Source organism: Nesterenkonia alkaliphila, assembly GCF_009758175.1.
Lineage (GTDB): Bacteria > Actinomycetota > Actinomycetes > Actinomycetales > Micrococcaceae > Nesterenkonia > Nesterenkonia alkaliphila.
Genome location: NZ_WRPM01000100.1, coordinates 1 through 21,489 on the forward strand (window position 1 = coordinate 1; position 21,489 = coordinate 21,489).

The 21,489-nt window shown below is 65.4% G+C and carries 16 protein-coding genes, 1 tRNA gene and 1 pseudogene; 5 read left to right on the forward strand and 13 right to left on the reverse strand.

The window, feature by feature from the left end; genetic code table 11:
- Positions 1-846: AEC family transporter (locus GNZ21_RS14250; protein ID WP_232532872.1), on the forward strand; the 846-nt coding region annotated here is incomplete at its 5' end.
- A gap of 60 nt (positions 847-906) precedes the next feature.
- Here GNZ21_RS14250 and GNZ21_RS14255 read toward each other — a convergent pair.
- The 5 genes from GNZ21_RS14255 to GNZ21_RS14275 form a co-directional block, all read right to left on the reverse strand.
- Positions 907-2,961 carry an acetoacetate--CoA ligase gene (locus GNZ21_RS14255; protein ID WP_157325497.1) on the reverse strand — a complete coding sequence of 685 codons (2,055 nt, stop codon included), beginning with the start codon at positions 2,959-2,961 and terminating at the stop codon, positions 907-909.
- 36 nt (positions 2,962-2,997) lie between these two features.
- Positions 2,998-3,978 (reverse strand): ribose-phosphate diphosphokinase, encoded by a 981-nt coding sequence (locus GNZ21_RS14260; RefSeq protein WP_157325499.1) that lies wholly within the window; start codon positions 3,976-3,978, stop codon positions 2,998-3,000.
- Between the two features lie 11 nt (positions 3,979-3,989).
- Positions 3,990-5,468, reverse strand: a complete 1,479-nt coding sequence (gene glmU / locus GNZ21_RS14265; RefSeq protein WP_188503769.1) for a bifunctional UDP-N-acetylglucosamine diphosphorylase/glucosamine-1-phosphate N-acetyltransferase GlmU — start codon at positions 5,466-5,468, stop codon at positions 3,990-3,992.
- A gap of 31 nt (positions 5,469-5,499) precedes the next feature.
- Positions 5,500-5,570: transfer RNA gene (locus tag GNZ21_RS14270), tRNA-Gln, on the reverse strand.
- A gap of 275 nt (positions 5,571-5,845) precedes the next feature.
- Positions 5,846-6,376 (reverse strand): threonine/serine exporter family protein, encoded by a 531-nt coding sequence (locus tag GNZ21_RS14275; protein WP_157325503.1) that lies wholly within the window; start codon positions 6,374-6,376, stop codon positions 5,846-5,848.
- Between the two features lie 178 nt (positions 6,377-6,554).
- Here GNZ21_RS14275 and GNZ21_RS14280 point away from each other — a divergent pair, with 178 nt between their 5' ends.
- From GNZ21_RS14280 to GNZ21_RS14290, 3 genes are all read left to right on the forward strand, one after another.
- A complete protein-coding gene (locus GNZ21_RS14280) occupies positions 6,555-8,792 on the forward strand; it encodes a vWA domain-containing protein (protein ID WP_157325505.1) in 2,238 nt (745 codons plus the stop codon).
- A 283-nt stretch (positions 8,793-9,075) separates the two neighbouring features.
- A complete protein-coding gene (locus GNZ21_RS14285; protein WP_157325507.1) occupies positions 9,076-11,157 on the forward strand; it encodes a vWA domain-containing protein in 2,082 nt (693 codons plus the stop codon).
- 38 nt (positions 11,158-11,195) lie between these two features.
- A complete protein-coding gene (locus GNZ21_RS14290; RefSeq protein ID WP_157325509.1) occupies positions 11,196-12,581 on the forward strand; it encodes a hypothetical protein in 1,386 nt (461 codons plus the stop codon).
- Positions 12,582-12,606: 25 nt separating this feature from the next.
- On the opposite strand, the gene GNZ21_RS14295 is transcribed toward GNZ21_RS14290, so the two are convergent.
- The 6 genes from GNZ21_RS14295 to GNZ21_RS14320 form a co-directional block, all read right to left on the reverse strand.
- Positions 12,607-13,908 carry a serine/threonine-protein kinase gene (locus GNZ21_RS14295; RefSeq protein ID WP_157325511.1) on the reverse strand — a complete coding sequence of 434 codons (1,302 nt, stop codon included), beginning with the start codon at positions 13,906-13,908 and terminating at the stop codon, positions 12,607-12,609.
- A gap of 246 nt (positions 13,909-14,154) precedes the next feature.
- Entirely contained in the window at positions 14,155-15,999 is a 1,845-nt protein-coding gene (locus GNZ21_RS14300; RefSeq protein WP_157325513.1) for an ABC-F family ATP-binding cassette domain-containing protein, read from the reverse strand.
- Positions 16,000-16,011: 12 nt separating this feature from the next.
- Positions 16,012-16,773: a sulfite exporter TauE/SafE family protein gene (locus GNZ21_RS14305; RefSeq protein ID WP_157325515.1), complete on the reverse strand. Its 762-nt coding sequence runs from the start codon at positions 16,771-16,773 to the stop codon at positions 16,012-16,014.
- A 14-nt stretch (positions 16,774-16,787) separates the two neighbouring features.
- Entirely contained in the window at positions 16,788-17,801 is a 1,014-nt protein-coding gene (locus GNZ21_RS14310; protein WP_188503768.1) for a 4-(cytidine 5'-diphospho)-2-C-methyl-D-erythritol kinase, read from the reverse strand.
- A 57-nt stretch (positions 17,802-17,858) separates the two neighbouring features.
- On the reverse strand, positions 17,859-18,740 hold the full coding sequence (gene rsmA / locus GNZ21_RS14315) for a 16S rRNA (adenine(1518)-N(6)/adenine(1519)-N(6))-dimethyltransferase RsmA (RefSeq protein WP_157325517.1): 882 nt from the start codon (positions 18,738-18,740) through the stop codon (positions 17,859-17,861).
- Between the two features lie 2 nt (positions 18,741-18,742).
- A complete protein-coding gene (locus GNZ21_RS14320) occupies positions 18,743-19,699 on the reverse strand; it encodes a TatD family hydrolase (protein WP_373868459.1) in 957 nt (318 codons plus the stop codon).
- A gap of 151 nt (positions 19,700-19,850) precedes the next feature.
- Between GNZ21_RS14320 and GNZ21_RS14325 the strand changes: the two genes are divergently transcribed.
- On the forward strand, positions 19,851-20,807 hold the full coding sequence (locus GNZ21_RS14325; RefSeq protein WP_157325519.1) for an RcpC/CpaB family pilus assembly protein: 957 nt from the start codon (positions 19,851-19,853) through the stop codon (positions 20,805-20,807).
- Between the two features lie 28 nt (positions 20,808-20,835).
- Here the strand turns inward: GNZ21_RS14325 and GNZ21_RS14330 are convergent, their stop codons facing one another.
- Both GNZ21_RS14330 and GNZ21_RS14335 read right to left on the reverse strand, forming a co-directional pair.
- Positions 20,836-21,171: an FmdB family zinc ribbon protein gene (locus GNZ21_RS14330; protein ID WP_157325521.1), complete on the reverse strand. Its 336-nt coding sequence runs from the start codon at positions 21,169-21,171 to the stop codon at positions 20,836-20,838.
- A gap of 87 nt (positions 21,172-21,258) precedes the next feature.
- Positions 21,259-21,489 (reverse strand): annotated as a pseudogene (locus GNZ21_RS14335) (hypothetical protein); the annotation flags it as partial.

A 21,489-nucleotide genomic window follows, 5' to 3' on the forward strand; every position in this document is an offset into this window, starting at 1 on the left:
GACACGCCGACGCCGCAGGATCCCCCACCAACAGGGACTCCACGCTCAACGGTGAATAGCCCGGTTGCGGCGTGTAGCGCTGCAGGAACTCTCCTGCTTTACCTCCTTGTCAGTACCCTAGCCTTCAGGGACCGCTGGTCCGGAGAACGTTTCGTAGCTGGAATCAGCGCCTCGCTGGTTAACTCGACGAACCTCGGGTTGCCGATCGCTGCCTATGTGTTGGGGGACATTAGACTGGCAGCGCCAGTCATCGCGTTTCAATTAGCCATCTACACGCCGCTCTACATCATTCTTCTTGACCAAGTCTCCGGAGAACGGAACATTAAACGCAGATCAAATATGAGTGCGAAAAATGCGAAATATTCCAGGCGGCTCTTCACCACACTTAACACGTTCGTACAATCTGCGGCGAATCCCATAGCCCTTGGCGCATTAATGGGTTTACTCTTCTCGTGGAAGCAGTGGAGAGTTCCAGACTTCCTCGATGAAACGTTAGACCTCGTCGGCGGGGCCGCGGTACCGCTGTTGCTACTATCTTTCGGACTTTCTCTAGTAGGAAATAAGCCCCTTTCGCGTAGCGAGGGGAGACGACTTGACGTTCTCATTGCCGCTGTCTTCAAGCTGGTCCTGCATCCGTTGCTTGCCTATTTGACTGCGGTGTTGTTCTTTCAACTGGAGGGGCCAGCGCTGTTGGCAGCCGTCGTGATGGCTGGACTCCCTTCTGCGCAGAATGTATTCGTCGCTGCTATCCGCTATGGGACCGGAGAGATCACCGCCAGGGACACTGTATTGGTCACCACTGTTCTTGCTGCGCCTACGATTGCTCTTTTTGTTGTGCTCCTATGACAGAACTCCGCGCCAAGAGGAGGTGTCCCCTTCCTTCCGGCCCTGGCATAAGCAGCGCGATCACTCCGCTTTGCGCTCCCGCTCGGAGAACCTCTGGGCGTACTGGAGGAACCATTCGAGTGCCTCCGGGTTTGCTGTGGCCTCCCGGTCTACCGTGGCGGGGTCTTTGCCTTGGAAGACCTTCTTCACCGGGACCTCCATGAGTTTTCCGGTGCGGGTACGCGGCACATCGGGGGCTTCGATGAGCTCATCGGGCACGTAGCGGGGTGAGAGCTCGGTCCGGATCTTCTGCACAATCCGGTCTCTGAGCTCGTCATCGAGAGCGTGGCCCTCCTTGGGAACTACGAACATCGGCATGTAGTAGCCCCCGCCCTGAAGTTCAATCCCCAGGACCATGGAGACCTGCACCTCGGGCAGCTCGTCCACCACTTGGCAGATATCTGCCGAGCCCATCCGGATGCCGCCGCGGTTGATGGTGGAGTCTGAGCGCCCGTGGATCACAAAGTGGTAGTCCTGGTATCTGGTGGCCCAGTCGCCCTGGCGCCAGACACCCGGGAACTGATCAAAGTAGGTCTCGCGGTATTTGGTCATCCCGGCGTCGTCGCCCCAAAGGAACACTGGCATGGAGGGCATGGGCTGTTTGATGACCAGCTCACCGACCTCGCCCTGCACCGGGTTGCCGGATTCGTCGAAAGTGTCGGCGTCGACTCCTAGGTAGGGGCCGGTGAGTTCCCCCTGGTAGACGGGGCGGTAGGGGTTGGACCCCAGGAACCCGGTGTTCACATCTGTTCCTCCGGAGTCTGAACCCAGCCGGAAATCAGCTTTGACCTCCCGGTACATCCACTCCCAGGTGCTCTCCGGCAGTGGGGAGCCGGAGGAGAAGATGCCGCGCAGCGCAGAGAAATCGTGCTGCGCCTTCGGTGAGACCCCGGACTTCTCGATCATGGCCAGAACTGCAGCCCCGGTGCCGTAGAGGTTGACGTCTTCCTCTGCAACGATCTGCAGTTGCTTATCCGGGGCACCGTAGGCCGGAGCGCCGTCATAAGTGATGACCGCAGAACCTCGGAGCATGGCGCTGATCATGATGTTCCACATCACCCAAGTGGTTGCTGCGGTGAAGTAGGTGCGGTCCCCCGGGCGCAGGCTGTACTGCAGTCCATTGGCTTTGACTCCCTCCAGCACCACCCCGCCGTGGGAATGCACGATGCCCTTGGGCTTGCCAGTGGTGCCTGAGGAGTAGAGCACCCAGAGCGGGTGGTTGAACTCCACCCGGGTGAACTCTGGTGCCTGCGGGGCGGAGACGATCTCACGGTAGCGGCGGGTGGAGACAGTGCTTTCGACGGGACCAGTGCCCGGGGCAGTGACGGCGCCTCCAGTGGGCAACTCAACCGTGCCGGCGTCGTCTTGGGTGTTCTCCACCAGGATGTGGTGCCTTACCGTGGGCAGGGCCTCCAGCAGCTGGGGCAGCGAGGCCAGCTGATCATAGTGGCTGCCGTTGAACTGATAGCCGTCCACAGTCAGCAGAACTGCGGGTTCGATCTGGGCGAAGCGGTCGGCAACGCCCTTGACGCCGAAGTCGGTGTTGACCACCGACCACACCGCGCCCACTGCAGCAGTGGCGAGCAGCGCGACTACAGTCTGTGGGGTGTTGGGCAGCACCGCAGCCACCCGGTCTCCCGGTGCAATGCCGATGCTGCGCAGATGGGCAGCCAACGCCCCGACCTCGCCGGCCAGCTGGGACCAGCTGAGCACCTCGCGCCGGTGATCTTCATGCAGGCCGATCACAGCCTCTTCATCGGGGCGCTCCTGCGCAAAACGCAGGATGTTCTCGGCGTAGTTGATCTGCGCCCCCGGGTACCACCGCACTCCCGGCATGGTCTCCCCCCGCCGGGTCGGGGCCCCATTGCGATCGGCGATGATCCCGAAGTACTCCCAGACCGAGTCCCAGAACCGGTCCAGGTCCTGCACCGACCACTGCCAGATCTCCAAATATGACTCGGTGCCGGTGCCGTACCGCTGGGCCACCCAGTCCTGGAACTCCCGCAGCACTGAGGCTGAGATCTGTTCCTGACTAGGCTCCCACAGTTTGACTCGGTGTTCTGATATGCCGCTCATCACATCTCAGAATACCGGAATTCACCCGTCCGGGGTTCAGGCCTCGCCCTCAAACAGGGTAGTGACCGAACCGTCGGTGAAGACTTCCTTGATGGCGCGGGCCAGGATCGGGGCGATCGAGAGCACGGTGAGCTGCTCAAAGCGCTTCTCCGGCGGGATCGGCAGGGTATTGGTGACTACCACTTCCCGGGCCCCGCAGGTGGAGAGCTTCTCAGTAGCAGGCGGGGTGAGGATGGCATGGGTAGCGGCGATGATCACGTCCTTGGCGCCGGCATCCTTCAGGATGCTCACCGCACCGGCGATGGTGCCCCCGGTGTCGATCATGTCGTCAATCAGCACGCAGGTGCGGCCCTCGATCTCGCCGACCACCTGCTTGGACTCTGCCTTATTGGGCTGAGTCAGGTCCCGGGTCTTGTGCACAAAGGCCAGCGGCACGCCGCCGAGCCGGTCAGCCCAGCGCTCGGCCACCCGGACCCGCCCCGTGTCTGGGGAGACCACGGTGACCTCTTCGCCGGCCACCTGCTCGCGGATGTAGTCGGCCAGCAGCGGGATGCCGAAGAGGTGGTCCACCGGACCGTCGAAGAAACCCTGGATCTGGTCAGTGTGCAGGTCCACGCTCATGATCCGGTCCGCACCGGCAGCCTTGTAGAGGTCAGCGACCAGGCGGGCCGAGATCGGCTCCCGCCCACGGCCCTTCTTATCCTGCCGGGAGTATGGGTAGAACGGGCTGACCACGGTGATCCGCTTGGCTGAGGCCCGCTTCATGGAGTCGACCATCAGCAACTGCTCCATCAGCCAGTTGTTCAGCGGCGCCGGGTGGGACTGCAGCAGGAACACGTCCTTGCCGCGCACAGATTCGGAGGAGCGCACGTAGATCTCCCCGTTGGCGAAGTCGTAGGCGCTCATCGGCAGCAGCTCAGTGCCCAGCTCCATGACGATCTCCTGAGCCAGCTCTGGGTGGGCCCGGCCGGAGGCCACCACCATGGTCTTCTCGGTGCTCTGCCTGATTTCATCCATGCGGAAATGTCCTACTTTCGGTCCGTGGTGGGGCGGGCGTCGTCGTTGGTGTTCTGTTGAGCTTCTTCAGCGGCCTGAGCCGACTTCGAGCCGGGGCGCTTGGCGGCCACCCAGCCCGCAGAGTTGCGCTGGGGGGCCACGGTCAGCGCCAAGGCTCCGGGCGGCACATCCTTTCGCACCACGGCTCCGGCTCCTGTGTAGGCACCGTCACCGATCTCCACCGGGGCCACGAACACGGTGTTGGAACTGGTCCGCACATGGGAGCCGATCACCGTGCGATGCTTATGCTCCCCGTCGTAGTTGGCGGTGATATTCCCGCAGCCGATATTGGTGTGCTCGCCAATGATCGCATCCCCGGCGTAGCCGAGGTGGGAGAGCTTCGAGCCGCGGCCGATCTGCACATTCTTGGTCTCGTAGAAGGCCCCGATCTTGCCGGTCTCACCCAGCACGGTGCCCGGGCGGAGATAGGCGAAGGGCCCGACGACGCCGCCGGCTCCGATCTGAGCCCCACTCCCGTGGGTGCGCACCACCTGGGCACCCTCTCCAACGGTGACATCGGTGAGGGTGGTGTCCGGTCCGATCACGGCATCGCGTGAGATCCGGGTCTTCCCATGCAGCTGGGTGTTGGGGAGGATGGTGGTGTCCTCCTCCAGGATCACGGAGGGGTCGATCCAGGTGGTGGCCGGGTCAATCACGGTGGTACCTGCACGCATCGCAGCGGTGACAGTGCGTCGGTTGAGCTCAGCGGCCAGTGCTTGGAGCTGCAGGCGGTCATTGGCTCCTTCGACCTGCCAGCGGTCTTCGGTGACCAGCGCCGAGACTCTTCCGCCTGCGGCCCGGACCAGGCCCAGCACATCAGTGAGATACTTCTCCCCCTGGGCGTTGTCAGTGCTGACCTGGGCCAGGGCCTCGGTGAGGGATGCGGCGTCGAAGGCGTAGATGCCGGAGTTGATCTCGCGGATGCCGCGCTGGGCTTCGGTGGCGTCCTTATGCTCCACGATTCCGGTCACCTGGTCACCATCGCGCAGAATCCGGCCGTAGCCGCTGGGATCCTCAAGCTCTGTGCTGAGCACCGTGGCCGCATTGCCCTTGGACTGGTGTTCGGCCACCAGCTTGCCCAACAGCTCAGGGCTCAGCAGGGGGACGTCCCCGTAGGTGACCACTACGGTGCCGGAGACGGCTGGGGCCCCGGCAGCTGCGAGCGCCTCGAGGCCGCACTCTACGGCCCTGCCGGTGCCGGGGGTCTGGTCCTGATCGGCGATGAGCACCGCACCGTCGTGGTGCTGGATATGGTCAGTGACCTTCTCCCTCTGGTGGCGGACCACGGCCACCAGGTGCTCGGGGTCCACGCCCCGGGCGGTGTTCAGTGCGTGGCCGATCATGGAGGTCCCGCCCAGGGTGTGCAGGATTTTTGGGGTAGCAGACTTCATCCGGGTTCCTGCCCCGGCAGCCAGTACGATGACGGCAGTGGGGCGGACGGTTTCTGTCACGTGGATGCTCCTGGGATCTGTTCTGCTCAAGCTCCGCCACAAGGATTCGAACCTTGACTCTCGGTACCAAAAACCGGTGTGCTGCCTTTACACCATGGCGGAATGGGCACGAAGTGCCCTCAACATGCTACCTCCACCAACCTGCACACCGGTAAGAGGGGCGCCGGTAGGGCCCGGCCGCGGCGGTGCCGCTGTGGGCCGGTGCCGCTTGGTGCTGCCTTTACACCATGGCGGATTATGCGCTCTACATGGTACCTGTTCTTTAAGCCGTGAAGGTCGGTGTAAGCCGACGAGGGGAACCGCGACGTCAGGGACCCATGCACACGCCTTAGCGTTTGTGCGGGCCACGTCGTGGCGAACTGGGCCGTGGGACCAGCTCAGAAGAGGTCTTTGTGCTGGGTGTAGTGCTCCAGCGCCGGGTGCGCTGGGCCGGTGCCGTAGATGCGCAGCACCTCGGCCAGCTTGGGGTGGCTGGCGTCCAATGCTTCGGCGGCCTCACGGATCTCGGCACCTGAGGCCACGGCGCGCAGCAGATTGCGCATGCCCGCCACGATGGCCGCCTCCGAGGCTTGTTCGGCCATCAGCTGAGTAGTGCGCCCGATGGACCCTTTGGAGTTCTTGATCTGCTCGAGGCGGTCAGGGACCTGTTCGGCCTCCACTTGACCTGCGGCGAGCTGGTCCACCAGTTCATTGAGTTGGTGGACCCGGGAGAGCACGGCCGGATTGCCGATCTTGACCCGCTGGGCGCTGTTGAGCTGGGAGAGCATCGGTGCGGAGATTCCCAGGATGGCAGCCAGTCCGGCCTGGTTGAGGCCGAAAGCCCCCCGGATCCGATCGAAGGTCTCGTTCAACGCCTCACCGTAAGCGGCGCGCTGGGCGTTCCGGTTGGTCTCAGTGACCTCGCTCATCAGTGATGACTCCTTTACAGTTCCTTTGCGTCCGTAAAGTCTACGTCATGGTGTGACTCTCAGAACTCTAGGATGCTGTTGACCCGAGATGTTGACTTTGCTCTAGCAATGTCATAAGTTTGCTTGTGCAAACATTGGTCAGTGTTTGGACAGACACCCTCACCAAGGAACGGCACAGATGACACAGCACAGCACTCCCCCAGACCACCACTCCCCCGCCAGATTGCTCCGCACCCTGCTCGGCGCAGCAGTTGCCCTGCTGATGTTCAGCACCGCAGCACCTGCCGCCCAGGCCCAGCTCGGCACACCGGGCGTTCCGCTGAACAGCCAGGAGGAGGGCGCCAGGGACACCCCTGAGGATGAGGACCCCTCCGGAGATGACGGAGACGATGTGGATCCCGGGGCGGATAATGCACCCGAGCCAGAGTACGAGGACGCTGAGCTGCTGCTGGTTATGGACGCCTCCGGCTCCATGAACGCCGAGGACGCCGGCGGACAGACCCGGATCGCCGCGGCCAAGGACGCTCTCACCGATGTGGCCAACTCCCTGGAGGACCACCAGGAAGTGGGGCTACGGATCTTCTCCGGCGAGGTCACCGACTCCAGCGTGCCCGAAGCCTGCGAGGATTCCCACCTGGCCGTGGAGATCGGCACCGACAACCGTGAGGAGCTCACCGGAGCCATTGACGACTACGAGGCGGTGGGTGCGATGACTCCTATCGCCTACGCCCTGGAGCGGGCCGCCGAGGACTTCTCCGGCGAGGGATCCCGCACCATCGTGCTGGTCTCCGACGGCGAGGAGAACTGCAACCCCGACCCATGCGAGGCCGCCCAGGCCCTCATGGAACAGGGCATCGACCTGCAGATCCACACGGTGGGCTTCAATATTGATGAGCAGGATTCCGATTCCGCCGCAGCCCGGAGCCAGCTGCAGTGCATCGCTGAGGCCGGCGGCGGGGACTATTACGACGCCACCGACGCCGAGACCCTCACCGTGGTCTTGGAACGCCTCTCCCTGCGCGCCTTCGAACCCTTCCAGCTGGAGGGCGAGGAGGTCGAGGGGGCCACCGAGATTCACGGCGAGCTGCCCGAGCTGCACTCGGAGGGCCAGTACCTGGACACCATCCACCCAGAGGGCCGCTACTACAGCATTCCGCGCACCATCGAGGACTCCACTATCCACGTGGGACTGGTGACTCTGCGCGATCTTGACTCTGAGCGCGCCTTCACCCACATCACCGCGCGGCTGGGCACCCCGGACTGGAACGGGGACCACCACGGTGCCTGTGAGTCCGTCTATCTCACCGAGACCTCCCAGGCGCGGGCGGCCCTGCTGCGCGCCGGCGGCATGACCTCAGTCCCCGATCCCGGGGGCATCCACGAGGACTGCGGCAGCACCGATGAACTGATCCTCAACGTGACCCTGGAGGAAGACGACGAGGCCTACGAGGGCAAGCCCTACGAGATCGTGGTGTGGGAGGAACCCCCGGCTGAGAACGCTGAGGAGCTCGCCGAAGGCGCCAGCGGCCCAATCCGTGACTACGAATGGTTCGATATGTCTCCGGACCCGGAGAACGCTGCCGAAGTCCTCGGTGGCAACTCCTTCAACAACGCCGTGGCCCTCGAACCAGGCAGCACCTACGCCGGCACTGCTCTGCTGGGTGAATCACAGGTCTTTCGGGTGCCCGTCGAATGGGGCGAACAGCTGCAGGTGGAGGTGGTCTTCCCCGAAGAGCCGGATATCTCCAGCCCGGGCCACATCGGTGGCAGCGACCTTCAGGTGATCAGTCCCTACCGGGCGGATGTAGTGCCCAACCCCCACCAGGCGAATCACAACTACGCATATTACGGCATTAACTTCGGCTCTGGGGGTCCACAGACTGCCCAGGTGCAGACGTATCCGGTGCTGTACGGCAACCGCCGTCCGAATAACTTCACTCGTGAGGAGATCGGCAATTCTGCCGTGGCCGGGGACTACTTCGTGGTCGTCAACGTCGGTGCGCACTCCGATCCCAATACCGCAGCCCTGCTGCCCTTCTACCTCCATGTGGAGACCTTCTCCGCCGATACTGCCGGAGAGGTCGTACCCGTCTACGCCGAGACCGACTCCGCCGAGGACCAGGAGGACTGCTCTGCCCGGGATCAGGAAGACGGCTGTGCTCCACCCACGGAGGACGGCGCCTCTGAGGACGAGGAGCCTGCAGCCGAGGATTCCCGCGAGGAAGAGGATCAGCAGCCTGCACCCGCTTCCGAGCCCGACACGCCAGCCGAGGAGACCGAGGAGGAGCCCGTGGCCGCCGAGCAGACCGGGGTCTTCTCGGGGACTACCGGATTGCTGCTGGGCCTGGTCGCTCTGGGACTGCTGCTACTGGCTGGGGGCGGGATCATTCTGGCCCGTGCACTGAGACGCAGCTGAGCCAGTTTGCACCACCGGAACAGCCCCGCTGACGCCGATCATCAACGGCGAGCGGGGCTGTTTCATGCTCAGCTGCAACTGCAAACCTGGCCGGGCCGCGGAACCGCTCACCGGACTCCCCATCCAGAACGGGAGACGGGCTCTCTCGCCCGACTCCCGGGTGGCGTGAGAAACAATGTCACGCCACCAGTTGACTTTGCGATTGCAACTCCTGTAAATTTGCTAGCGCAAACACAGATCAGGTGTTCGGACGGGCACCGCGGACTGATAAGGAACAGGAACCATGGAACAGCACCACAGCTGCAGCACTGACCGTGATCCGGCAAGCGCCCGGTTCACCACTGCCCTGCGCACACTGACCGGGATGGGCCTGGCCGCCCTGATGGTCGGCACCTTCGCCCCCGCCTCGCTGGCCGACACCGGAGACCCTGAGGACCAGGACACCCAGACCGAGGACAACGACGACGCCGCCGATCCCGACCAGAACAGCGAGGTTGGCAGCGACGAGGACCGGGACCAGGACAGGGACCACGACAAGGACCGAGACTGGAACGAAGACAGCGACGAGGACACCTCACAGGACACGGATCTGCAGGTGGAGGACTCCGAGCTGATCCTGGTGATGGACGCCTCCGGCTCCATGAACGCCGAGGACGCCGGGGAGCAGACCCGCATCGCCGCAGCTCGGGAGGCCCTGACCAATGTGGTGGACTCACTGGACGAGCACCAGCAGGTGGGGCTGCGGGTCTTCGCCGGAGAGGTCACCGACCCCGAAGCCCCGCAGGCCTGTGAGGACTCCGAACTGGTGGTGGAGATCGGTGACGACAACCGCGATGAACTCCGCACCGCCATTGAGGACTATCAGGCCGTGGGCGCCCGCACCCCGCTGGCCTACGCCCTGGAGCAGGCCGCTGAGGATTTGGGCGATGAGGGCAACCGCACCATCGTGCTGGTCTCCGACGGCGAGGAGAACTGCGCGCCGGATCCCTGCGAGGCCGCCCAGGCGATCGCTGATCAGGGCATCGACCTGGCAATTCACACAGTGGGCTTCCAGATTGAGGACGAGGAGTCCGAGGCGGCCCGGGAGCAGCTGCAGTGCATCGCCGAGGTCGGCGGCGGCGACTACTTCGACGCCAATGACGCCGAGACCCTCACCCACACCCTGGAGCGGATCAGCCATCGGGCGCAGATGCCGTTCAGCCTGCACGGTGAGCAGGTGGAGCCGGGTACCAATCAGGACAACGCCCCGGTGCTGGAGCCCGGTGCCCAGTACATCGGCACCTTCGAAGCCGAGACCATGTACTACCGGATACCGCGCAGTATGGAGAACTCCACCCTGCACGTAGGCATCGCCACCTACAACGATCTGGGCGATCACTATGACTCCGCAGAGATCGAGCTGACCACTATGGGCGATAACCGCAGCTGCGCCCGGGACCGGATGGGCATCTGGAACACCTCCGGGGCTCACCTGTTCAACACCGCCCAGATCTCCGCGGTCCCGGAGTACGACTCGGAGTCCCGCGATGCTGGCTGCTGGGAGAATGATGAGCTGCTGCTGGCCATCCACTCCGGGGGACGGTACAGCGAGGGCGATGAGATCCTGGGCCAGGAGTTCGAGTTGGTCATCGACGAGGAGCCTGATCCGGCCAATGGTGAGGATTTCTACCGCGACTACGAGTTCAACGGACTGCCCTGGGATGACGAGACCGAGTGGATCCAGATGGAGCGCGATCGGGACAGCGATGAGCAGATCATCCCCGGCAGCTCGCTGAACAATGCTCCGCTGCTGGAGCCCGGGACCACCTATGACACCGACATCCTGCCCGGTGAGGTCCAGGTCTTCCGGGTGGAGGCCGACTGGAACGAGCAGATCCAGGCCGAGGCGTTCTTCCCCGAACCGGACAGCCGGCTGGGCGAGCAGCTGAGCCAGAACTACACCCGTGCGCATGTGGACATCCTGAGCCCCTACCGCGGCTCAGTGACGGACAGCCGGAGCAACTCCACCTCTGACTACGGCGACGCTGAGGCCCATATCCACCGCCAGGATGCCACTACCCTGCACCGCTACTCCTACCCGGTGTGGTGGGCCAACCGGTTCGAAGCCTCCTACGGCAGCTACAGCGAGCACCGCGCCTCGGTAGCCGGAGAGCACTACGTGGTGATCTCAGCCGACCCGCTTGACGAGAACACCAGCTTCACCATGCCCTACCGCCTGACCGTGGACACCTTCGAGGTGATCCAGGCTGAGACCCCGGACCATCCGGAGACTCCGCTGGAGGCAGAAGGTCAGGGTGAGGAGCTCCGCCAGAACAGCGATGGTGAGGACCGCCGCCAGAACAGCAATAATGGGACCCTGGACTGACGGGGACTTCAACGGGACACCAACAGGGAAGTATGACGATGACACAGAGCAGAGCACGGAGAACTCTCGCCGGGCTCGGCGTCTCGGCGGCGCTGGCAGCAATGCTGGCGCCGCCGACGGCGGCTCAGGAGGCACCGCCGAATGGTGGCACTGATGTGCTTCAGGGCGAACGGATCGAGGGCGGCACTCATCAGGACAACGGCCCTGAACTCCACCCCGGCAACTATTACCTGAGCACCTTCGAGTCCGAGACTCAGTACTTCCGGGTCCAGCGCACCATCGAGGACTCCACCCTGCATGTGGGTCTGACCACCTATGACGAACAGGGCGAGTTCACCGATGACGCTGAGATCGAGTTGAGCACCTTTGACGGTGACACCTGCGAGTCCCAGCGGCTGGACTGGGAGACCACCGGGGCCGGGAACCTGCTCCGCGGCGCGCAGATCCGCGCAACAGCCCCGCAGGATGAGGAGGATTTCCGGGCAGTGCCGGCCTGCGGAAGCGCCGAGGAGCTGCTGCTTCTGCTCAGTTCCCCCAATGGGGAACTGGTAGGCGAGGACTATGAGCTGGTCATCGCCGAGGAGCCCGATCCGCTCAACGGAGATGAGCTGCGCACCAATTTTGAGGACAGCAGCGAGCATTGGGGTTCGGAGGGCCTGGTATGGCATGAGATGCCGCGCCAGCGCGGTGAGGCGAACCCCCTGGAGCCGGGCAGCTCACTGCACAGTGCCCCCCGGCTGGATCCCGGCACCACCTACGACGCCGCCCTGGAGCCAGGGGACGTGCATGTCTACCGAGTCAGTGCGGACTGGAATCAGCAGATCCAGGCTGAGGTGTTCTTCCCGGAGCCCAACAGCGCGCTTTCTGAAGAGCTGGGCCGCTGGGCGGAGGCGGAGGTCTCGATCATCAGCCCGTTCCGCGGGGCCACCACTCCCAGCGGCAGCCGGGCCCCGGACGAGCAGAATCTCTCCAACTGGATCCACGACACCCAGGCCACCACCCTTCGGGCCCAGTCCTACCCGATCACCTGGCCCACACGCTTCGCAGGCACCCAGACCGGCAGCAACGCCCGGCATGCCACAATGCCCGGTGAGTACTACGTAGTGGTGGCCATGGACCCGCCCTCAGAGGACGACGAGGCCTCGGACAGCTTTCAAGTGCCCTACCGGCTGACAGCCGATGTCTTCGACGCCTTTGACGAGACGGTTCCGGAATACGATGTCTCTCCAGTCACTCCGGCCGGCAGCAGCGGCGATCAGGACCCCTCCGGGGAGGAAAACGGCGAGGAGGATGCTGTGGGCGCAGACCAGTCCGGCGGGATCAGCACCGGTCAAGGCATGGCGTTGAGCCTGGGGGCATTCGGACTGCTGTTGGCCGGAGCCGGCGGCCTGTTCCTGGTCCGGGTGATGCGCCAGCAGCCTTAGTGCGGCCCGGCCGCCGCAGCCGGCTTCAGTCCAGTGCGAGGAACAGCACAGCGGCCAGCACCACGAAGCCCAGTCCGAACAGGATCATCGCGATAGCCAGACCCTGTCCCTTGCGGGGCGAGGTCTGGCGCTGCATGGGAGCAGGCTGTTGGGGGAAGCCGGCTGGAGCGTACTGCTCCGGCGCGGCCTGCAGCAACGCTCCGCGCTGGGTGTTGTGATCATAGAGGCCCAGTTGCGGGACCGGCGCATAGGGCTGACCCCCGGTGGACTCCGGGGGGCTGGGGGGCGTAGGGGCCTGCACCGGCGGAGCGGGCGGCTGCGGCGAAGCGGACTGGAGCACCTGGGTGGGACCGGCTGCCGGGGAAGCAGCATCCGAGATCAGCTGGGTCGGCAGGGTCTGCCCTGCGGCAGGGACTTCCTCCGGTGCCGGCTGAGCCTCAGCGACTTCACCCACCGGCCCCTGAGGCCCCCATCCCTCAGGAAGTTCAGGAATATGCTCGAAGACTTCCACGTCACCGAGGATCTCCTCCGGTGAGGCGGCCTCCAGCAATCCGGTGGCGGTGAGCGCGCTGCGCGCCTGGCCGGCTGAGGCATAGCGTTCAGTGATCACCGCATTGCCCAGCCGGGCCACCACACGGATCAGCCCTTCGGGAATGTCCTCACGGCCGGCTTGGGACAGTGCCTGCAGCACATGGGTGTCGGCCTCGGGGCTCAGCCCGGTGAGCATCTCGAGGGCGCACATTCCAGCAGCGTAAAGATCGGCACGGGCATCGGGCTGCCATCCCTGGTGCAGGCATTCGGGAGCCACATAGCCCGGGGTTCCCATGGCGAAGGGCCCTTGGGTCAGCCGTGGGGCGTCGTCGCCGGCGGCGATGCCGAAGTCGCCCAGCCAGGCCCGGGGGACTCCTCTGCCGGTGGCGTCCAGCATGAGGTTGGCAGGTTTGACGTCACGGTGGACGATGCCTTCAGCGTGAATCGCTTCCAGAGCGGCCAGCAGCTGGTCCAGCAGATGGGCCGTCAGCCGGGCCGGCAGTGGGCCGAAGTCGCTGACCAGGGTGGAGACGGAGCCGCCACGGACTATCGGCATAGTGAAGAGCACTTTATCGTCCTCCCCGGCCCAGCCCGTGGGGGCCAGCACATGGGGATGGTCCAGCCGCATCGACTGCTCCCGCATGAAACGCAGCAAGGAGGAGGCATCGACCTGGCGCAGGACCTTAGCCGCCACATAGTGCTGGCGCTTGCGGTCCCAGGCGCGCCAGACCACTCCGGCCCCGCCCTCGCCGAGGGGGTCTACCAGCTCGTAGCGTCCTGCGAAAACATCACCCATTGGTAGCCACCCTATACGGAAAGGCCACTTAGGCGGCCCCGACCATCGCGGCCAAGGCTCCGGCCCCGGCGCCTAGGATCAGCAGGGCGGCCAGCAGCAGCGCCACAATACGAGTGGTGGGTGAGACCTTCATTCGTTTCAGCTCCTCTTAGAGTGTGATGGTGATCAGTGGCGCCGCCACGGGACAATGTACCTGCGGTTGGGCGCCGGTGCCCAAACACAGCAGCGGCAGGTGCCGGTGCCGCCTCACTGCTCAGCTGTTTCGCTGGCCCTGAGCCAGGCTTCCTCGGTCTCTTCGAGTTCGGTATCCACCTCGCGGAGCTGCTTCTGCAGGGCTGTCAGTTTTTCCAGGTCCACGGCTTCACCGGCGGCGGCCATCTGCGCATGCAGCTGGTCCTGCTGCTCGGAGAGTCTCTCCATCTGCTTCTCCAGGCGCTGCATATCTTTACGGGCTTGCCGCTTCTGCGCCTCGGAAACTGCTGAGGGCACCTGCTCCGCCGGGCCCGATCCTGTAGAGGGGGGCGTCGTCGAACTCTGCTCCATACCAGCCCGGAGCCCCAGGTACTGCTCCACCCCACCGGGCAGGGCGCGGATCTGCCCGTCGCCCAGCAGCGCAACCTGGTGGTCAGTGACCCGCTCCAGGAGGTACCGGTCGTGGGAGACCACGATCAGTGTGCCGGGCCAGCCGTCCAGCAGGTCCTCCATGGCGGCCAGCGTATCGGTGTCCAGATCATTGGTGGGCTCATCGAGCATGAGCACATTGGGCTCACCGGTCAGCAGCTTCAGCAGCTGCAGGCGGCGCCGTTCTCCCCCGGAGAGATCCCGGACCGGGGTCCATTGGCGGCTGCGGCTGAAGCCCAGAGTCTCCAGCAGCTGGGAGCCGGAGAGTTCCTTGCCGCCGACCTCGAACACGGATTTCTCCTCGGTCATAACCTCCAGCACCCGCATATGCTCGCGCTCGCGCAGTTCGGTGACCTCCTGGGTGAGGATCGCGGTCTTGACCGTCTTGCCGCGCTTGACCCGGCCAGCCTCGGGCTCCAGCTGACCGTCGAGCAGCCGCAGCAGCGTGGATTTGCCGGCACCGTTGACCCCGACGACGCCGACCCGCTCACCGGGTGCCAGCCGGAAGGTCACATCACTGAACAGCTTCTGCTCCCCCGCCCGGTAGGAGAGGTTCTCCATGTCCAGCACGTCCTTGCCCAGCCGGGCAGTGGCCATCTTCTTCAGCTGCACCTCATCGCGGTGCACTGGGACATCGCTGATCAATGCGTTGGCGGCATCGACTCGGAATTTGGCCTTAGTGGTCCGTGCGGGGGCGCCGCGGCGCAGCCAGGCCAGCTCCTTCTTCACCAGCTGCTGGCGCTTCTGCTCCTCCACCGCGGCCTGCCTGTCACGTTCAGCGCGGGCCAGGGTGTAGGCGGCGTATCCGCCCTCGAAGCTGTCCACTGCGGCGTCGTGGACCTCCCAGGTCAGGGTACAGACCTCGTCGTGGAACCAGCGGTCGTGAGTGACCACCAAAAAGGCCGTGCGATCCGCTCCCGAGCCGCGCTGCGGGGCCCCGGCTGCCGCCTTGGTGGCTGAGGGTGTTCGAGCCTTGATGTGCTCTGCCAGCCAGGCAACGCCCTCCACATCCAGGTGGTTAGTGGGCTCATCGAGCATGATCACATCGTGTTCGCCCATCAGCAGCGCGGCAAGGGCCACCCTGCGGCGCTGGCCACCGGAGAGTGAGCCCACCGGAGCCTCCCAGTCGAGCCCGGCGAGCAGCCCGTCTGCCACATCGCGCTTGGCCGGATCGGTGACCCACTGATGGTCAGCGGCCTCGCCCAGCACAGCGGTGCGCACGCTGTGGTTGTGATCAAGGATGTCCTGCTGGTCCAGGAAGCCCACGGAGACCCCGCCGCGCCAGGTGACCCGCCCGGAATCGGGTTCCTGGTGCTTGGCCAGGATGCGCATCAGCGTGGATTTGCCGTCTCCGTTGCGGCCCACGATGCCGATTCTGTCGCCGGTGTCGATGCCGAGGGTGACCGAATCGAGCACTGTGCGTGTGCCGAAGGTGATGGAGATGTCTTCAGCGCCGAGGAGATGAGCCATAGGTGCTTAAGCCTATACGCCGAAGCTCTCACGGATACCGGTGACCAGAGCCAGCAGTGCCCCGATGAAAGCCAGCACCACTACGAGTCTGCGCACTGAGGCGTCACGGACCCGGCCGCCGATCAGCGAGCCTGCCCAGAGCCCGAGCAGGATCACCACCAGGCAGCCGGTCCAGAACCACCACGGGAACACCGGGATCTCATCACCGCTGAAACTGATCTTGGTGAGGAACCCGGCGATGGAGACCAGCACCCAGAAGGGCTGGAGGGTGGCGGCGAAGCTGCGAACATTCCAGCCGGAGACCACTGCGTACATGGTCATAGCGGGCCCACCCACTCCGGCCAGGACCGTACCGCCCCCGGCCCCGATCCCGGTGAGCACCCTGGTGCCCGGACCGTCCATCCGGAAGTTGACCCGGCTGGCCACCATAGACAGACTCAGTCCGATCAGCACCAGGGAGGCCACCACAATGTAGAGCGGACCCTGGGGAGAGTTCGCGGCGATCCAGCCGCACAGCGGCATCACCAGTACGGCCACCGGGGCGATGATCCACAGCCGGCGCCATTCGATGTCCCGCCAGACCGCGAATGTCATCACCAGCGGGGCCACCAGGGCAAGCATATTGGTCAGCATCACCCCGGTGTGCGGGCCGAGCATCACCACCAGGAAGGGGGCCAGCATCATGGCGAAGCCCAGTCCGGTGATCCGCTGCAGCGCAGCGGCCACCACCAGCAGGCCGAAGACGGCGGCGATGAGCAGAGACTCTTCTCCCATGATCTGAGGTGTACCTACAGCAGCCTGGCCCCGGGGGCGGGTCCGTGGACCGGGACGGCCCAGACGTCCAGGCGTTCCTGCAGCCGGGTGGCCAGTTGGGATGCTGAGGCGGCATCGCGGACCAAGAACATCACAGTGGGGCCGGAACCGGAGACCATGCCCTGCATGGCCCCCTCAACCATTCCGGCATCGAGCATGTCATCAAGGTCCGGGAGCATATGCACAGCCGGGGCTTGAAGGTCATTGGCCATCAGGGTGGCCACCAACTCCGCGTCCCCGGTGCAGGCGGCCCGCACCAGATCATTGTCCAGCTCCGGGGCTTCTGCCTGGAGCCCCACCTCGGCCCGCATCCTGTCCAGGGTTCCGTAGACCTCCGGGGTGGACAACCCAGTGCTGGCGGGCACTATCACCAGGTGCAGCTCCCCGCGGGTCAGCAGCGGGGAGAGATTCTCCCCCGTTCCCTGGCCCACGGCGGCTCCGCCGAGGATGGCGAACGGCACATCGGCGCCCAGCTGCGCACCGAGCTCGGCGAGCTGCTCCTTGGTGAGGCCGGCCTCCCACAGGGCGGAACAGGCCACCAGGGCGGCCGCGGCGTCGGCGGATCCCCCGCCCATTCCGCCGGCTACCGGTACGTTCTTAGTGATAGTCAGATCCACTCCGTAGGCGGAGGGCTCGGCCCCCGGGAAGGTGAGCACCGCGGCGTCGCGCTCTTTGAGCGTGTCCCGCAGCAGCGCAGCGGCACGGTAGGCCAGATTATGCTCATCCTGGGGAACCTCAGTGGTGACTGTTGCTCCGGATTCGGGATCGGTGTGGGTGGTGCCGGTGAAGGTGGATCGTTCAGAGATCGAGACGGTGATCGCGCTGTCCTGGCGCGGGGTGGCGGAAACTTCCTCCAACAGGGAGACCGCATAGTAGAGAGAGGCCACGGAGTGGTAGCCGTCGGGGCGCAACGGACCGACCCTCAGGCTCAGATTCACCTTGCCCGGGGCCACGGCCGTGACATGGCCGAAGAGTTCGCTGTCTCGCACAGCCTCTACATTATCCCCGGGTGCGGAGTTCGGCGCCCACCACCACGGAGACGCCGCTCACCCTGTCTGCGCCAGAGCTGCAGCGATCCGGGCAAAGGCGTGCACGTCCAGGGTCTCACCGCGGGCCTGGGGGTCGATTCCCGCCGCGCGCAGCGCCTGTTCAGCGGCTGTCCCGGAGCCGGCGAGCCCGCTGAGCGCTGCGCGCAGAGTCTTGCGCCGCTGGGCGAAGGCGGCATCAATCACCGCGAAGACCTCCTGGCGAGACACTGAGGAGGCCGCCGGCTCGCCGCGGTCAAAACGCACCAGTCCCGATGAGATTCGCGGTTCTGGCCAGAACACCTTCTTGCCCACGACACCGACTTTGCGGGTGCTGGTGTCCCAGGCAAGCTTGACACTGGGCACTCCGTAGATCTTGGAGCCCGGTGCAGCCGCCAACCGGTCGGCGACCTCCTCCTGGACCATCACCAGGCCCTTGGTGAGACTGGGCAGCACCTGCAGCAGGTGCAGCACCACCGGCACGGCCACGTTGTACGGCAGGTTCGCCACCAACACAGAGGGTTCATTGAGCTCGCCTGCCTGGATCTTCAGGGCGTCCTGACGCAGCACAGTCAGGTCCTGCAGTTTCTGCGGGCGCAACTGCTTAACTGTCTCTGGAAGCTGGGCGGCCAGCTTCGGGTCGACCTCCACCGCAGTGACCCGGGCGGCCTCATCCAGCAGCCCCAGGGTCAGCGACCCCAAGCCCGGGCCGACCTCCAGCACATGCTCACTGCCGTCCAGCTCAGCCAACCCAACGATCCGGCGAATAGTGTTGGGGTCAATCACAAAATTCTGTCCCCACTGTTTGGTAGGGCGGATGCTCAGAGCCTCAGCCAGGTCCCGGATATGGGCGGCGGTGAGCAGTTCAGGCAGTTGCCGGGACGCGGCGGACTCTGAGCTCATTCCTAGGTCCACTCTCCGTAGGCCTGGGTGGTGTTCAGCATCACTTGCTGGCAGAGTCGGGCCAATTCGGCACCGTTGTTCGAACCGCTGCGAACCTCCGCCATCAGCCGCATGGTCTGCGGGATCAGGTACGGCGCGTTCGGCTGACCGCGGTAGGGATGCGGGGTGAGGAACGGGGAGTCGGTCTCCACCAGAATCAGCTGCGGGTCAGCCGCGGCCAGCGCCTGGCGCAGGTGCTCGGAGTTCTTGAATGTCACAGTGCCGGCGAAGCTCATGTACCAGCCGTTGGCATTGCAGATCCGGGCCAGTTCAGCGTCCCCGGAGAAGCAGTGGAAGACCACTGAGCGGGGCAGCTGTGGCGCGTCCTGAAGCACCTGGACCACATCAGCGTGTGCGTCACGGTCATGGATCTGCATGGCCAGGCCGCGCTCGGCGGCTAGGGCGATGTGGTCATAGAAGCTGCGGCGCTGGAAGTCCCGGCCCCAGTCCCCGGTGCGGAAATAGTCCAGACCAGTCTCACCCACGGCCACCACCTGGGGCTGGGCTGCGAGCTCAGTGATCCGGGCGAATCCGGCCTCGTAGTCACCCTGCTCGTTCAGCCGGGGGGCGTCATTGGGGTGCAGGGCCACTGCGGCCTTGGCCCGCGGCTCGGACTGCGCAGCGGACACGGCGAACTCGGAGCTGGCCACGTCGTAGCCCACCAGCACCGCACCGGCAACCCCCAGAGCTTCTGCGGTGTCCAGATGTTCGGCCACTGAGACCTTGACCTGCCCATCGCGGAAGTCCAGATGGGCGTGGTTGTCGATCACCGGCACCGGCAGCGGCTCAGGGGCCGGCGGGTACTCCAGGCGGCGTTTCTTCTTGGACTTCTCCTCGTTCTGGCTGCGCACCGGGCCCTCGGCAGGCTGAGCAGCTGTGCCGGCGGAGGGCAGATAGGCGGCTGGGGTCTCACCGGGGATCACAGCAGTCTCACTCACAGCAGCTCAGTCTATCTTCGACCATCGCTGGAGTTTTCCCCAGCCGGAATCAGGCGGGGCTGACCCGCCGGGCGAGTCCACAGTTCCGCCCTATAGCTGCCTGTGCCAGGTGCCCCCTCCGCATGCTGAGGCCATGAGCGAAGCAGCCACTCGAGGAGTACGACGACGCCGCCCACCCTGGCCCAGCCCGGTCTCACCACCACGGGCGCACCGGCACCAGAGCCGGAGCAGGCCGTTCATTCCGGATAAGCCCCCGGCGGAGAAGAGCAGCCGGCGGACACGCATCCGTCAGAGGCTCATCCCGCAGGATCGCCCCAGGGCTGCCCATCGGCGCCGGTTCCACCGCCCGAGTCGATCCGGCGGCGAGCCGCCGGTGTCGCAGCAGCGGCAGCCGCGGCGCATCCCGCGGCAGGCCCCGGTGACCAAGCCGCCAAGGGTGCGCCGGCGGCTCAGAACCGGCGGGCTCTACCGGTGGATGCGCCGGTTCAGGATTCCACTGGCGGTGCTGCTGGGGGTCTGCGCGGCAGCCGCCGCACTGCTGGCCGGGGAGCACTCCACCGCGGAGACCACAGTGGCGGTGCGGGTGACCGCTGACGTGGCCGCCGGTGATGTACTCAGCGCCGCAGTGCTGGAGGAGACAGAGATCGACGCCGCAGCAGTTCCTGGGAGTCATCCGCTGCAGATGGAGGATCTGCTCGGCGAGACACTTGCAGTGGCCCTGCCAGCCGGGGCCCTGGTGCACCAGACCCAGCTGGTGGGCCCCGGGCTGCTGCAGGGCCGCCCCGCCGGCACTGTGGCAGTGCCGGTTCGCCCCGCGGATACGGCCATCATCGGCCTGCTCTCCCCGGGCCAACGGGTAGATGTCACCGCGTCATCGGATGCCCCGGGCGCACAGGAGGGATCCCAGCGGATCGCTGAGGCGGCACCGGTGCTGTGGATCCCGCAGGATGAGTCCGAGAATTGGCTGGGCGCCTCCAGCGATGCCCGCAACGTGGTGATCCTGGCCGTGGATGCCGCCACAGCTGCGCAGATCGCTGAGGCCAGCCACTCAGGCCGCCTGCATCTGACCCTGGTGAGCGGCGCCGACTGAGCAGGGCGTCTGCTGAGCGGTTCGGCTCTCAGCTGGTCGCTGCGGCCGGAGTCTTGGCGGCGCTGCTGGAACTGGAGGATGAACCGGAGTCCCCGGAGCTTGCCGAGGTGGCGGAGTCTGATGAGCTGCTGGAGCTCTCCGCGCTCTTGGCCCCGGAATCACCGCCTGAGGCGGAGGAGGACGAGGAGCCGCGGGAGTCGGTGCGGTAGAAGCCTGAGCCCTTGAAGGTCACCCCGACATTGCCGAACTTCTTGCGCAGCGCCCCGGCGCACTGGGGACATTCGGTCAGTGAGTCATCGGAGAAGGACTGCACAATGTCGAAGGCGTGGCCGCAGTCCTTGCAGGCATAGGCATAGGTAGGCATGGGTGAGTCTCCTGGTATTAGCACTCGGGGTGTCTGAGTGCCAATTCTATACCGGGTCTCCGCTGAACTGGTCACCGCCCTAATGGATCAGCGCCCCAGCTGATTACCGTTCAGTACCAGGACCCCGGACTCGGTCGCCGCCCGCGGCACCCGCAGATCATGCTCTTCCACCGGGAAGGATCCGGCCGGCAGGATCTCCGCGCTGTGCACCACCGCCAGGAGGTCCACTCCACGCTGCAGCGGCGGCGACCCCACCGGCGCCGCGGGACCAGCACTGAAGGCGGGCCACGCTTTGCCCGCCGAGAGCGGCGGCGACCC